This window comes from Pseudomonas sp. 1L-B-1-E-C1 (genome assembly GCF_057291835.1).
The window spans coordinates 98,029-112,018 of sequence record NZ_JBXAWN010000002.1; the positions used below are offsets into that span (position 1 = coordinate 98,029).

Annotated in this window: 12 protein-coding genes; 2 read left to right on the top strand and 10 right to left on the bottom strand. The window is 59.8% G+C overall.

What is annotated here, in order from left to right:
- Window positions 1–49: 49 nt before the first annotated feature.
- From AC0Z4S_RS04140 to AC0Z4S_RS04175, 8 genes are all read right to left on the bottom strand, one after another.
- Complete coding sequence (locus tag AC0Z4S_RS04140) at window positions 50–1,441, bottom strand: LLM class flavin-dependent oxidoreductase (RefSeq protein ID WP_485622166.1); 1,392 nt, start codon at window positions 1,439–1,441, stop codon at window positions 50–52.
- On the bottom strand, window positions 1,441–2,634 hold the full coding sequence (locus tag AC0Z4S_RS04145; RefSeq protein WP_485622167.1) for an SfnB family sulfur acquisition oxidoreductase: 1,194 nt from the start codon (window positions 2,632–2,634) through the stop codon (window positions 1,441–1,443). The genes AC0Z4S_RS04140 and AC0Z4S_RS04145 overlap by 1 nt, the downstream gene beginning before the upstream one ends.
- Window positions 2,635–2,660: 26 nt before the next feature.
- Window positions 2,661–3,902 carry an SfnB family sulfur acquisition oxidoreductase gene (locus tag AC0Z4S_RS04150; protein ID WP_485622168.1) on the bottom strand — a complete coding sequence of 414 codons (1,242 nt, stop codon included), beginning with the start codon at window positions 3,900–3,902 and terminating at the stop codon, window positions 2,661–2,663.
- 262 nt (window positions 3,903–4,164) lie between these two features.
- A complete protein-coding gene (locus AC0Z4S_RS04155; protein ID WP_485622169.1) occupies window positions 4,165–4,929 on the bottom strand; it encodes a hypothetical protein in 765 nt (254 codons plus the stop codon).
- Window positions 4,930–5,385: 456 nt separating this feature from the next.
- Window positions 5,386–6,135: an L-cystine ABC transporter ATP-binding protein TcyN gene (tcyN, locus tag AC0Z4S_RS04160; protein ID WP_042608565.1), complete on the bottom strand. Its 750-nt coding sequence runs from the start codon at window positions 6,133–6,135 to the stop codon at window positions 5,386–5,388.
- Window positions 6,136–6,139: 4 nt separating this feature from the next.
- Window positions 6,140–6,805: a cystine ABC transporter permease gene (gene tcyL / locus AC0Z4S_RS04165; RefSeq protein ID WP_485622170.1), complete on the bottom strand. Its 666-nt coding sequence runs from the start codon at window positions 6,803–6,805 to the stop codon at window positions 6,140–6,142.
- Window positions 6,805–7,605, bottom strand: a complete 801-nt coding sequence (tcyJ, locus tag AC0Z4S_RS04170) for a cystine ABC transporter substrate-binding protein (RefSeq protein WP_485622171.1) — start codon at window positions 7,603–7,605, stop codon at window positions 6,805–6,807. Before tcyJ ends, tcyL begins: the two co-directional genes overlap by 1 nt.
- 283 nt (window positions 7,606–7,888) lie before the next feature.
- Entirely contained in the window at window positions 7,889–8,881 is a 993-nt protein-coding gene (locus tag AC0Z4S_RS04175; RefSeq protein ID WP_485622172.1) for a D-cysteine desulfhydrase, read from the bottom strand.
- Between the two features lie 190 nt (window positions 8,882–9,071).
- Between AC0Z4S_RS04175 and epsC the strand changes: the two genes are divergently transcribed.
- Both epsC and betT read left to right on the top strand, forming a co-directional pair.
- Window positions 9,072–9,998 (top strand): serine O-acetyltransferase EpsC, encoded by a 927-nt coding sequence (epsC, locus tag AC0Z4S_RS04180; RefSeq protein ID WP_039756411.1) that lies wholly within the window; start codon window positions 9,072–9,074, stop codon window positions 9,996–9,998.
- Between the two features lie 394 nt (window positions 9,999–10,392).
- Window positions 10,393–12,354 carry a choline transporter BetT gene (betT, locus tag AC0Z4S_RS04185; protein WP_160768576.1) on the top strand — a complete coding sequence of 654 codons (1,962 nt, stop codon included), beginning with the start codon at window positions 10,393–10,395 and terminating at the stop codon, window positions 12,352–12,354.
- 24 nt (window positions 12,355–12,378) lie between these two features.
- Here the strand turns inward: betT and AC0Z4S_RS04190 are convergent, their stop codons facing one another.
- Both AC0Z4S_RS04190 and AC0Z4S_RS04195 read right to left on the bottom strand, forming a co-directional pair.
- Window positions 12,379–12,639 carry a hypothetical protein gene (locus AC0Z4S_RS04190; protein WP_485622173.1) on the bottom strand — a complete coding sequence of 87 codons (261 nt, stop codon included), beginning with the start codon at window positions 12,637–12,639 and terminating at the stop codon, window positions 12,379–12,381.
- Window positions 12,640–12,828: 189 nt separating this feature from the next.
- The gene (locus AC0Z4S_RS04195; protein WP_485622174.1) at window positions 12,829–13,866 is read right to left on the bottom strand and encodes a LacI family DNA-binding transcriptional regulator; all 1,038 of its coding nucleotides are present in this window, start codon (window positions 13,864–13,866) and stop codon (window positions 12,829–12,831) included.
- Between the last annotated feature and the right edge of the window lie 124 nt (window positions 13,867–13,990).

A 13,990-nucleotide genomic window follows, 5' to 3' on the forward strand; every position in this document is an offset into this window, starting at 1 on the left:
CGGGGAGGGCCTCTTCGCGAGCAGGCTCGCTCCCACAGGGGTACGCATTTCAAATGTGGGAGCGAGCCTGCTCGCGAAGCTTCTGATGCCTGTACGAAGATCCGCTGTGTTGCTCGGGCAGCTGCGCCTCCCCGTGAAACAGCTTCTCGCGCAAGGTGCCGTGGTCATACGCGGTCTTGTACGAGCCGCGCCGCTGCAACTCGGGAATCACCAGTTCGATGAAATCGACATAGCTTTCCGGGGTAACGATGCGGGTCAGGTTGAAACCGTCCAGCCCGGTTTCGACGATCCACGCTTCCAGCGCATCCGCCACTTGCTCGGGCGAACCGACCACGGTGATGTAACGGCCACCCAGGGCGTGCTGGTCGAGCAATTTGCGCCGGGTCCAGTCATTGTTCTGCAGGTTTTTCGTCGCTGACTGAATCGCGTTGCTCTTCACGTACTGGATCGGTTCGTCGATCTCGTATTGGGCAAAGTCGATGCCCGTGGACGCGGAAAAGTGCGCCACGCCGGCCTCGGCACTGGCGTAACTAAGGTACTCGGCATGCTTGGCCCACGCCGCTTCTTCAGTGGCGCCAACGATCACGTTGAGGCCCATGAACACCTTGATGTCTTGCGGATTGCGCCCGGCCTCGACCGCGCTGGCGCGGACTTTATCGACCTGCACCTTGGTCGACGGTTTGTTCTGGCCGCTGATGAATACGCATTCGGCGTGACGCCCGGCGAAGAGCAATCCGCGATCGGAGCTGCCAGCCTGAAACAGCACCGGCGTGCGCTGCGGTGATGGTTCACAGAGGTGATAACCCTCGACCTGATAGAACTCGCCTCTGTGCTCGACCTTGTGCACTTGTTCCGGGTTGGCGTAGATGCGCTGCTCCCGGTCGTTGAGCACCGCGCCGTTTTCCCAGCTGCCTTCCCAGAGTTTGTACAACACCTGCAGATATTCTTCGGCCTGGTCATAGCGACGGTCGTGTTCGACCTGTTCGCGCAGCCCCATGGCTTTGGCGGCGCTGTCCAGGTAACCGGTGACGATGTTCCAGCCAACGCGACCGCGACTCAGATGATCGAGCGTCGACATGCGCCGGGCGAACAGATACGGCGGCTCGTAAGTAAGATTGGCGGTCAGGCCGAAGCCAAGGTTTTTGGTGACAGCGGCCATCGCCGAAACCAATAGCAGCGGATCGTTGACCGGCAACTGGATCGACTCTTTCAGCGTCACGTCCACCGAGGCCTGGTAGACGTCGTAAACGCCGACGATGTCAGCGATGAACAAGCCGTCGAACAGCCCGCGCTCGAGCAACTGCGCCAGTTCGGTCCAGTACTCGATGGTGTTGTAGCGAGTCGAGGTGTCGCGCGGATGTGTCCACAGGCCATGATTGATATGGCCGATGCAGTTCATGTTGAACGCGTTGAGCAGGATCTTCTTTTTCGCGGCGACCATCAGATGGTCCCCCGCAACGGCGGCTTTTCATCGTTGAGGTAGTAGTTGCCCACCGCGTGATATTTCCAGCGCACGGGGTCATGCAGGGTGTGCACGCGAGCGTTGCGCCAGTGCCGGTCGAGGCCGTGTTCGCTGAGGGTCGCCTGACTGCCGGCGAGTTCGAACAACGTACTGCCAGCGGCGAGGGAAATTTCCGTGCTGATTGCGCGTGCTTCGGCCACCGCGATCGATGCGGCAGCGACAGTGTCAGCATTGGTTTCAGCTTGCGCGGCATCAAGCAATTCGCCGGCGCGTTCGAGCAAGGCTTCGGTGGCGTGCAGACGAATGCTCAAGTGGCCGAAGCTCTTCAGCGTCAGCGGATCTTCGGTGGCCTTGTCGTTGCCGGAATCGATCCACGGACGGGTCTTGCTGCGCACGAAGTGCAAGGCATCTTCGTAAGCGGCGCGGGCAATACCGGTGTCGATGGCGGCGTGGAGAATCTGCGCCAGCGGGCCGACCGTGGTCGCGCGTTCGAAAGCGCTCTGGAACGGCAGCACGTCTTCAGCCGCCACATACACATCTTCGAACACCACCGAACCGCTGCCGGTGGTGCGCTGGCCGAAGCCGCTCCAGTCGTCGATCACCGTCAGGCCTTTGCTCTCGCGCGGGACGAAGGCCAGTTGCTGTACGCCGTTTTCATCGACCACCGACGTCGGGATGCGCTGCGCGTAAATCGCCCCGGTCGAGTAGAACTTGCGACCGTTGATGCGATAACCGTTACCGTCGCGGGTGAGGCTGGTGACACGGTCGTGAGCGGTTTTGGTGCCCAGTTCTGCCAAGGCATTGCCGAAGCGTTGCCCGGCGAGGACCTCGGCATACAGGCGCTGTTTCTGTTCGTCGCTGCCATTCACGCGCAGCACTTCCAGCGCGTAGAAATGGTTCTGCGGAATCTGTCCCAGCGAGCCGTCGGCCTGGGCGATCAGCGCGATGACTTTGGCCAGGGTGACGTTGGATACGTCAGCGCCGCCATATTCTTTCGGCACGCTGATGCCCCACAGGCCTGAGCGGGAAAACACTTCGAGCTCTGCCAATGGCAGGCGGCGTTCGCGGTCGCGCAGGGCGCTGTCGCGCTTGAAATCTTCGGCCAGGTCGCTGGCGACGATCAGGGCTTGCTCATCGCTGGTGATGACCGCGACGTGATGGGATAGCGTCATAGGGGTTCTCCAGATGACTGGTCGTCTCAGATCCAGGAATGGCGGGCCGGCAATGTGCCGTTCAGGCGATAAGCGCCGATCGCGTGATACTTCCAGCGCACCGGGTCGTGCAGGGTGTGCACGCGGGCGTTGCGCCAGTGGCGGTCGAGATTGAACTCGGCGAGGGTCGCGCGACTGCCGGCCAGTTCGAACAGCTTTTCGCTGGCCAGCAGCGAAATCTCGGTAGTCAGCACTTTCGCTTCGGCCACGGCGATCGAAGCACGAGCAGCGGATTCGGCATTCAGCGGTGCGGCGTGGACCTGATCGAGTACTTTGCCGGCCTTGCGCAGCAGTGCTTCGGCAGCGTGCAGTTCGATTTTCAGTTTGCCGATATCGGCGATCACATAGAGGTCATCGCTGGCGCGCTCGACCTTGGCGTCGATCCATGGCCGTGCGCGGGTTTTGACGAAGTCGATGGCGTCATCGATGGCACCACGGGCGATGCCGGCGTCGATGGCCGCTTGAATCAGTTGTGACACTGCGCCTTGGGTGTTCGGCTTCTCGTTGATCTTCCAGTTGTCGATGACCAGGCTCGACTCGACGCGCACGTTGTTCAGCAAAATCGTGCCGCTGGCGGTGGTGCGCTGGCCGAAGCCCGACCAGTCATCAACGATGCGCAAACCCGGTGTGCCGCGACGGACGAAAGCCAGCACTTGCTTGCCGTCATCGTTGAGCGCTTTCACCGCGACCCAGTGCGCGAACAGGGCGCCGGTGGAATAGAACTTCTGGCCGTTGATCACGTAGTCGTCGCCATCGGCGCTGATGCGCGCTTTCAGTTCCAGAGTATTTTTTGTGCCGCGTTCCGGGCCGGCATTACCGATGCGCCAGCCTTCCAGAACACTCTGGAACAGCTGCTTTTTCTGCGCTTCGGTGGCGCTGCCGAGGACCAGATTGATGATGCCGAACTGGTTCTGCGGAATCTGCCCGAGCGCCGGGTCGGCGGCGGAAATGATCGCGAATACTTCGGCCAGCGTGACGAAGGAAACCTGCGGGCCGCCGTATTCACGGGGGATGGCAATGCTGCCCAGACCGCTACGGGTGAACTGTTCGATTTCCGACCACGGCAGCTTGCGCTGGCGGTCGCGTTTGGCCGCCTGCACGCGGGCAACCTGCGCCAGGTCATGGGCGGCCTTGATCGCTTGAGCATCGTTGCGCAGCACTTGCGCGGGCAACAACAGCGGGGCGATGTCCAGATCGGACTGCACGTTGGCATCTGCAAGACTGGACATCAGTGCCGCTCCCTGGCTGCACGCAATGCCCTGGCGATCTGCACTGGGGTGATTGTGTTCCGGACCATACCTACCTCACATCTCATGAAAAACGCCGCGAAGTGCGACGATTGAAAGAATGTCCGGTGGTCCGGTGCATATACCCTAAGCGCGTATAAAAATTAAATAAACTAACTTTTAGGAATATGCATAGAAGGGGGGTGTCAGCGTTGGTTGCAGACTTTCAGGTGAGAGGTAGCTAACCTCCCGTCCTGAGCAGGTCTCACTTGGTGCGCGATTCGGCGGCCTTGAATCCGGTCTTCAACGGGACTTTCACATACGGGTTCACGCAACCGATTTTCAATGTGCGCGGCGGCGCCCAGCGTGAGTTGTTGCCGACCCGGTCGAGGATGCAGTACGTCACGTCCAGCCGCAGGTCTTCGCCTGCTTCGACGATGACCGCCGGTGGCACCCACACCTGAATCGGCAGCCCGACATCCGCAGCCGTGACCGGCGCCAGGTCCATGCGCACGTCGCCCCAGCGCAGCGTGATGGCGTCGTCTTCGGCCATATTCAGGTAGGGCTCGATGGTCAGCGGCACGCCGCGTTTGATCTGGTTGGGGTTTACGCCCTGACGGCGAATCGCTTCGGGGATGATCACGGGTGCCAGTTGCTGGTTTTCGTCTTCGCACTGCGCCGGGGGCTGACCACCGGGGCAATCGAGTTTGACCTGCACCCGCGTCGCTGCTGATAAGGCCGGACCTTGGCCAACCTGCATCACGCGGTAGTGAATACGCGCGGTGCCATTAGCGATGAAACTCTCCGGCACGCGCAGGCTGACTGACGCTCCGATGTCGCTAGCGCTCAGAACTTTCGAAGCGACATAACATTTGTTCCAGAACAGTTCGATCAGATCGCCAACGTCCATGCCGCAATAGGGCGGCACATCGATCAGCAGGTGGGCTGCTGTTGCCAGGTTGATGCCGGTTTTCTGTGCGCATGCCAGCGTTGGCGCTGCAAGTTCGGGGGTGTGCGAAGTGCGGGTCATCGGTTTCTCTCCTTGAAGCCTTGCAGCGAAATCCGTTTCTGGAAAAAAGGCGCGAATCAACTGGCAATAAAAGCGACAAGTAGGGGCTCGTTTTTATTGTGCGCTGTTGAACTAAGTGGCGCCGGTTGTCGACTAGATAAAAGTCTGCGGAGAGGGGTGTCAATAGAGGTGGTTAGTTAATCCGCAAATTACAAGTTAATCAGAAAGCTCCTACGTCACTGAGGCACTAAACCTGGCCTCAAGTGCGAAACCAGCTACATGAAAGCGCCGATTCCGTGGCGTTTTTTGAGGGTTTGTCCGCGGGCAAACGTATGGAAATATGACGATTCGAGGATGTGCGCAAGCGTTGCGCAATGTATATCTGCGCACGTTATTGATGAGTGTTTAAGTAATTCAGGTCTTGAAGGAGACGTAACTTCCATCCGTGGAAGTTGACGGTTGTTGCAAGCGAAGTTCTCAAGCGTGATTCAGAAACTTGCTGAGAAACTGTTGGGTGCGTTCTTCTTTTGGATTGGCAAACAGCGCTTTAGCTTCACCCTGCTCGACAATTACGCCCTTATCGAAAAACACTACGCGATTGGCCACGTCACGGGCGAAACCCATTTCATGGGTGACAATCACCATGGTGCGATTTTCTTCGGCAAGGCCGCGAATGGTCGCCAGCACTTCGCCAACCAGTTCCGGGTCGAGCGCCGAGGTCGGTTCGTCGAACAGAATCACTTCCGGCTCCATCGCCAACGCCCGGGCAATCGCTACACGCTGTTGCTGACCACCGGAGAGACGACGCGGATAAGCGTCCTCCTTGCCAGCAAGCCCTACTTTGGTCAGGAGCTTTTTGCCCAAGGCAACCGCTTGGTCGCGCGGCATCTTCTTGACCACGATCGGGCCTTCGATGACGTTTTCCAATGCGGTGCGATGGGGGAACAGGTTGAAGTTCTGGAACACGAAGCCGACGTGCTGGCGCAGGTTGCGCACCAGACTCTGCTGCTGGTTCAGCGGGCGGCCGGTATCGATCTCGATATCGCCGACCTTGATCCGGCCACTGGTGGGTTCTTCGAGGAAATTCAGGCAACGCAGGAACGTCGTTTTCCCCGAGCCACTGGGGCCGATGATCGCGACGACTTCGCCTTCCTTTACCTCAAGGTCAATGCCGTTGAGCACGACCTGACCCTTGAATTGCTTGGTCAGTTTTTCCACGACAATCATCGGGTCAGGACTCCTGGTCATGCCGATTGACCCGCACTTCCAGCTTGTTCTGGAAGTGCGAAAGCACCGTGGCCAGAATCCAGTAGATCAGCGCGGCGGCAAGATACATGGTGAAGACTTCGAAAGTCCGGGCGGTAATCAACTGCGCCTGGCGGAACAGCTCCGGCACCTGAATGGTCGCGGCCAGCGCGGTGTCCTTGACCAGCGAAATGAAGCTGTTGCCCAGCGGCGGCAATGCCGTGCGCATCGCTTGCGGCAGGATGGCCCGCCGCAAGGTCTGCGCGCGGGTCATGCCGATGCTCGCAGCAGCTTCCCACTGACCGCGCTCGATCGAACCGATCGCGGCACGCAGGATTTCACAGGCGTAGGCGGCCATGTTCAGCGAGAAGCCGATCAGCGCAGCGGGCAGCGGATCCAGCTCCATGCCCAGTTGCGGCAAGCCGTAATAGATCACGAACAGCTGCACCAGCAACGGCGTGCCGCGAAAGAACGACACGTAGATGCGGGCCAGCCAACTGACCGATTTGAAGCGCGACAGGCGCATCAGTGCCAGGCCGAAGCCCAGCAGCAGACCGAAGAACATCCCGCCGAGGCTGAGGACTACCGTGTAGTACGCGCCCTTCAACAGAAAGGGCGCGGAATCCAGCGCGAGTTGGAAAGCCTCTTCCATTATTTAGTGACGTCTGCGTTGAAGTACTTCTTCGACAGTTTCTCAAGGGTGCCGTCGGCACGCAGTTCGTCCAGCGCCTTGTTCACCGCAGCCAGCAGTTCAGGCTCGCCTTTGCGCAGGGCGATACCGGATTCCTGACGGGAGAAGGCCTCACCGGCAGCCACGGTTTTCGGGGCTTTCTTGGCGTATTCCAGAGCAGCCAGACGGTCGATCAGGATGGCATCGGTGCGACCGTTGTTGAGGTCGGCGAACTTGGTCGGATCATCGTCGTAGGTGCGCACGTCAGCACCCGGCACGTTGGCGCGGACCCACTGCTCGTAGTTGGTGCCCAGGCCGACACCGACCTTCTTGCCGGACAGGTCAGCGGCGGTCTTGATATTCAGCGCCGACTCTTTGCTTTTCAGCACGAGGGCCTGAATGCCGGAGACAGTGTACGGTTCGGAGAAGTCATACTTCTTCTTGCGCTCGTCGGAGATAGTCACCTGATTGATCACCAGGTCCAGACGCTTGGATTCCAGAGCAGCGAGGATGCCATCCCATTTGGTCGGCTGGATCTTGGCCTTGACGCCGAGTTTCTGCGCGAGCGCTTCGGAGAGCTCGACTTCGAAACCGGACAGCTTGCCGTTCTCGTCGACGAAGCTGAACGGAGGATAAGTGCCTTCCAGGCCGACGTTGAGAACGCCTTTGTCCTTGATCTGTTGCAACTGCTCACCGGCCACTGCCTGGCCAATCAGGCCGGCGCTGAGCGCAAGACCCAGCGAACCGACCAGCAGAGTGCGACGTAGTGCGGAAAAATTCATGACAAGCCCCTGTGTTTTCTTATGGAAGACGCTTAAGGAATATAGGCAAATTCGTGATTTGGACGACAGCGCTATCCTGCCTTAATGCAGCTTAAGCGTCTCGCCCGAAATTCGCCTGCGGCGAGACTATAAGATGTCTGTTTTAGACTTGAAAATACTTAATATTGAAACTGTTATTCATTTAAGGAATATGTGTGGCTTCTTAAAAGATCGCAGCCTTCGGCAGCTCCTACGGGTGATCCCAGGTATGGGCTGCCGAAGGCGGCGATCTGTTGAACTGCTCTTATAAAAAATCCTTGTAGGCAAACAACGCCGGCGCGCCACCGGTGTGCAGAAAGATTATCGGACCATCATCGAAGCGCTGCCGGCCAATCCCGTCGAGCAGACCGGCCATGGCCTTGCCGGTGTAGACCGGGTCGAGCAACAGACCTTCCTGACTGGCCAACAGTTTCACCGCCGCCAGTGTGCCGGCATTCGGCTCGCCATAACGCGGGCCGAAATATTCGTCCCACAGCTCGACCTTGAAACTGCCCGGCAACTCGACGCCCAGCAATTCTGCCGTGCGTTCGGCCAGACCCTGCACCTTCGGCCGCTGATCTTCCTCACTGCGCGAGACCGTCACACCAATCACTGGCAATTGCGGCAGCGCCTCACTCAGCGCCAATCCGAGACCACTGTGAGTTCCGGCACTGCCGGAGGCCAGCACCACTGCGGCGAAATCGATGCCGCTGTCCCTGATCTGCTCAGCCAGTTCCAGCCCGGCGCGCACATAACCCAGGGCACCGAGCGCATTGGACCCGCCAATCGGTACCAGATACGGCTTTTTGCCGTTGCTGCGCAGGCGCGCGGCGAGGGCAGCCAGTTGTTCGTCGGCATTGTCGAGGTTGTCGACCAGCTCGACCTTGGTATCGAACAGATCCAGCAGCAGGCGGTTGCCGTTGCCGGTGTAATTGCTGTCGTCAGTGCCCAGCGGATTTTCCAGCAGCGCCACACAGCCAAGGCCAAGTCTGGCGGCGAGTGCAGCGGTCTGGCGCACGTGGTTCGATTGCAGCGCGCCTGCGGTAATCAGCGTGTCGGCGCCTTGTGCCAGCGCATCGGCGGCCAGGTATTCGAGTTTGCGCAGTTTGTTGCCACCCATGGCCAGTGGCGTCAGGTCATCGCGTTTGATGTACACCTCGCGGCCGAGCCAGGCGGACAAGCGCTCAAGTTTTTCCAGCGGCGTGGGATGGCTCAGCAGGTCGAGACGGGGAAAGCGTTGCAGCTGTTGTTTGATCATGAGTCCGTACTGGCGCAGAAGAATGGAAGGACTATAGGCACGCGCTTTTGCCCGGGCAACCGCCAATCGCTTATAGCCAAATGGACTTAACCCAGCACTATCAGTTCTTAATTCGCCAGCAAAGGCATGCCGTAAAGTAGGCGCCGTTGACGCGGCCAGACAGTCCGGCCGCCCGTAAGGAGACTTCACCGTGAGCGAGCGTTCCAGCCATTGGCAATTGCAGACCATCGTCAGCCAGCTGCGCAGCGCGCGGGATCAGTGGCGTGCACAGAATGGCCGGGCTTCAGGAGAGCAGGGTGGCCGCGAGTTGCCGTCGCGGGCGGCGATGGCGGAAATCCTCGAGGCGTTGTGCGGCGCGCTGTTCCCGATGCGTCTGGGTCCGGTGGATCTGCGTGAGGAAAGTGAAGATTTCTATGTCGGTCACACACTTGATGTGGCACTGAATGCCTTGCTGGCGCAGACACGGCTGGAGTTGCGTTACGTCGCCCGGCACAGCGCGCAGGATGACAGTGAAGTCGAGGCTCGGGCGATTCAGATCGTGCAGGATTTTGCTCTCGCGTTGCCGGGGCTGCGCACGCTGCTCGACACCGACGTGCTGGCGGCGTACCACGGCGACCCGGCAGCACGCAGCGTTGATGAAGTTCTGCTGTGCTATCCGGGCATTCTCGCGGTGATTCACCATCGTCTCGCGCACCATCTGTATCGTGCCGGGCTGCCGCTGCTGGCGCGGATCAGCGCGGAAATTGCCCATTCGGCGACGGGCATCGATATTCACCCGGGCGCGCAGATCGGTCGTAGTTTCTTCATTGATCACGGCACTGGCGTGGTGATTGGCGAGACCGCGATCATCGGCGAGCGGGTGCGCATTTATCAGGCAGTCACTTTGGGCGCCAAGCGCTTTCCGGCGGATGAGGACGGCCAGTTGCAGAAGGGCCACCCGCGCCACCCGATCGTTGAGGACGACGTAGTGATTTATGCCGGGGCGACGATTCTCGGCCGGATCACCATCGGCAAGGGCTCGACCATTGGCGGCAACGTGTGGCTGACGCGCAGCGTGCCGGCGGGGGCGAATCTGACGCAGGCAAATCTGCAGCATGATGACGGGACGCAAAAATAGCCTGCAAACATGCGACCTGTAGGAGCTGACGAGTGAAACGAGGCTGCGATCTTTTGATTTTTGCTTTTTAAACATCAAGATCAAAAGATCGCAGCCTTCGGCAGCTCCTACAGGTTCGGGCATCAGGCATTTTGCTGTTGAACAAATCCACTCAGACCCGCGTCATACAGCTCTTCGGGCGCTGTAGGAAACCTACCGCCCAGCCCTGCGATTAGTCCTTGCCACCGCATTCATGTTTAACTTGAACGTTCATTCAAGTTAAACCGGTGGTTCGCTGCCCGCTCACAACAGGAGGCTTGCCTTTGCTGAGTCCGATCATTTCAGCCACGTTTCAACCCCTCGAGGTGCACGTTTCATGAGTGCATCGTCTACCCCCGCCAGCGGTCTGGTGCGCATGAATCCGCCGGTGTTCTACTTCGCCGCGACGGTCATCCTGCTGTTTGGTCTCGTCGTCATCGCCATCCCTGAACAGGCCGGCGCCTGGTTGCTGGAAGCGCAAAACTGGGCGGCCAATACGGTCGGCTGGTACTACATGCTCGCGATGACGCTGTATCTGGTCTTCGTGGTGGTCACCGCGTTATCCGGCTACGGCAAGATAAAGCTCGGTGCCGACCACGACGAGCCCGAATTCAGTTATCTGTCGTGGGCCGGCATGCTGTTCGCCGCCGGGATCAGCATCACGCTGTTCTTCTTCTGCGTCTCCGAACCGCTGACGCATATGCTGCAGCCGCCGCAAGGCGAGGCCGGTACCGCCGATGCGGCGCGTCAGGCGATGCAGATTCTGTTTCTGCACTGGGGCCTGCATGGCTGGGGCGTGTTCGCGTTTGTCGGCATGGCGCTGGCCTATTTCGCGTATCGGCACAATTTGCCGCTGGCCCTGCGTTCGGCGCTATACCCGCTGATTGGCAAGCGCATCAACGGCCCGATCGGCTATGCAGTGGACGGCTTCGGCATCATCGCCACGGTGTTCGGTCTGGGTGCCGACATGGGCTTCGGCGTGCTGCATCTTAATTCCGGTCTGGACTACTTGTTCGGCATCGCCCACACCCAGTGGATTCAGGTAGGCCTGATCACGCTGATGATGGGCGCAGCGATCATCGTTGCGGTCTCTGGCGTCGACAAAGGCGTGCGGGTGATGTCGGATATCAACATGCTGCTGGCCTGCGGATTGCTGCTGTTCGTTTTGTTTGCCGGGCCGACTCAGCACCTGCTCAACACGTTGATCCAGAACGTCGGCGACTACCTCGGCGCCTTGCCGATGAAAAGTTTCGACCTCTACGCCTACGACAAACCGAGCGACTGGCTGGGTGGCTGGACCGTTTTCTACTGGGCCTGGTGGATCGCATGGTCGCCGTTCGTGGGCCTGTTCATCGCGCGGATTTCCCGTGGCCGCACCATCCGTGAATTCGTCTTCGGCGTGCTGTTGATCCCGCTCGGTTTCACCCTGGCGTGGATGTCGATCTTCGGCAACAGCGCCCTGGATCAGGTGCTCAATCACGGCATGAGTGCGCTGGGGATGTCGGCCATCGACAATCCGTCGATGAGTATTTATCTGCTGCTGGAAACCTACCCGTGGAGCAAGACCGTCATCGCCGTGACGGTATTCATCAGCTTTGTGTTCTTCGTCACCTCGGCGGACTCCGGCACCGTGGTCCTCTCGACGCTGTCAGCCAAGGGTGGTAACCCGGACGAAGACGGGCCGAAATGGCTGCGGGTGTTCTGGGGCGCGATGACTGCGCTGATCACCAGTGCGCTGCTGTTTTCCGGCAGCATCGACGCGTTGAAGTCGGCGGTGGTGCTGACCTCGTTACCGTTCTCGTTGATTCTGCTGCTGATGATGTGGGGCCTGCACAAGGCGTTCTATCTGGAATCGCAGAAGCAGATCGCGCAGCTGCATTCGCTGGCGCCGGTGTCCGGTTCGCGGCGCGGCACCGGTGGCTGGCGCCAGCGCCTGAGTCAGGCGGTGCACTTCCCGTCCCGCGACGAGGTGTACCGTTTCATGGAGAGCACGGTGCGCCCGGCGATCGAGGAAGTAACCGCCGTGTTTGTGGAAAAAGGTTTGCACGTGGTCACCCAGCCGGATCCGGCGCATGACAACGTCAGCCTGGAGATTGGCCATGGCGAACAGCATCCGTTCATCTATCAGGTGCAGATGCGCGGCTACTTCACGCCATCATTCGCGCGGGGCGGCATGGGTTCCAAGCAACTCAACAATCGTCGCTATTACCGCGCCGAAGTGCACCTGAGCGAGGGCAGTCAGGACTACGATCTGGTCGGCTACACCAAAGAGCAGATCATCAACGACATCCTCGACCAGTACGAAAGGCACATGCAGTTCCTGCATCTGGTGCGTTGAATGGCCACTGAGCGCCGGGAAGATTCACGCCTCGGCGCTCAGCACCATGAACAAAACCATCGCTGCCATCGGCACGCCGAATACCGCACTGCCAATGGCTATTTCCGATCCTACGGAATGGCCAGCATGCACTACCCCCACCGCACCATTGATCAGCGTCAACGCCAGCCACAGCGCCGCGAAAGCGTAGGCCTGCGTGTGACGACTGAAGCCGATGTGCTCGCCGATGTAAAGCATCAGCGCGAGCAGGGCCAGGCCGAAGACAATGATGATGGTGGTGTGCATGGTGCGTTCTGCCTGATGGAGGTGCAGTGCCGGGAAGGGCCCCTTCGCGAGCAGGCTCGCTCCCACATTGGATCTCGGCTGGACATAAATTTCATGTACACAGGAAATCCCTGTGGGAGCGAGCCTGCTCGCGAAAGGGCCACCTCTGTGTCCTTTAGAGCATAGCCAATCCAGCCGCCGCGATATTCATCAGGTGCTCTCACGCTCGATCACTTGGCATTGCAGCAGATTCAGCCGCTGCACCTCGTTGCCAGGCAACACGCCAAGACTTTCCAGCACCCGTGTTGCCGCCAGTACGCCAATCTCCAGCGCCGGCGGTTTGATCGTGCTCAGGCTGGGCAAGAGCATCTCGGCAAACGGGTAATCGCCGAAGCCGAGCACGGCGCAATCATCGGGGATTCTGATGCCTGCGCGTTGTCCGGCGAGGAGGCCGCCGGCGGCGAGGTTGTCGTTGGCGAAGATGATCGCGTCGGGGCGTGGCGAGGCGTTCATCAGGGCTTCCATCGCTTGCTTGCCGGCCTCGAACGGTGTGCGGTCGGCGTCCGGGGCGAAGGCCCATGGCTCCCTCCCTGCGCCTCGCAGAGTGGCGGCATAACCATCGCGGCGCTCCAGGGCACTGAAGTCGCCTGGTGCGCTGTTCTGCACGAAAGCGATGCGTTGATAGCCTTTCTCCAGCAAGTGTCTTGCAGCTGTAACGCCCACTTCGAAATGCGAAAAGCCAATCTGCATCGGCTCGCGTTCCGGCTGGTAATCCCAGGTTTCGATGACCGGGATATCCGCCTCGGCGAGCATCTTCTCGGTGCCTGCGCTGTGGAAGTGGCTGGTCAGCACCAGCGCTGCCGGCGACCAGCCGAGAAACGCACGCACGGCATTCTCCTCCTGCTCGATATCGAAATAACTCGACGCCAGCAACAGCTGATAACCGTGTCGACTGAGGGTGTCGCTGAAGCCCTGGATGGTGTTGGCGAAGATCGGCCCGGAGATGTTCGGAATGATCATGCCGACAATTTTCCCGCGCGCCGAGGCCAGGCCGCCCGCCACCAGATTCGGCACGTAGCCCAACTCGGCGACCACTGCCGCAATGCGCTCGCGACGCTCAGGCGAAACCTGTTCGGGCTGATTGAAATACCGCGAGACGGTAATCGCCGACACCCCGGCCGCCCGCGCCACGGCGTTCAACGTGACACGGCCGGCGCCTCGGCGTTTACGCGTTTTCTCGTCGCTCAAGACTCGATCCTTGTAAAAACCAAATCGCATATAAAAGTAATTTTTCAGTATTGGACGCTCTATGCACAGGTGCCAATACTGGCGATGTTAGCGCTAACAAAGCGCGTTGTCTGCTACTCGCTCG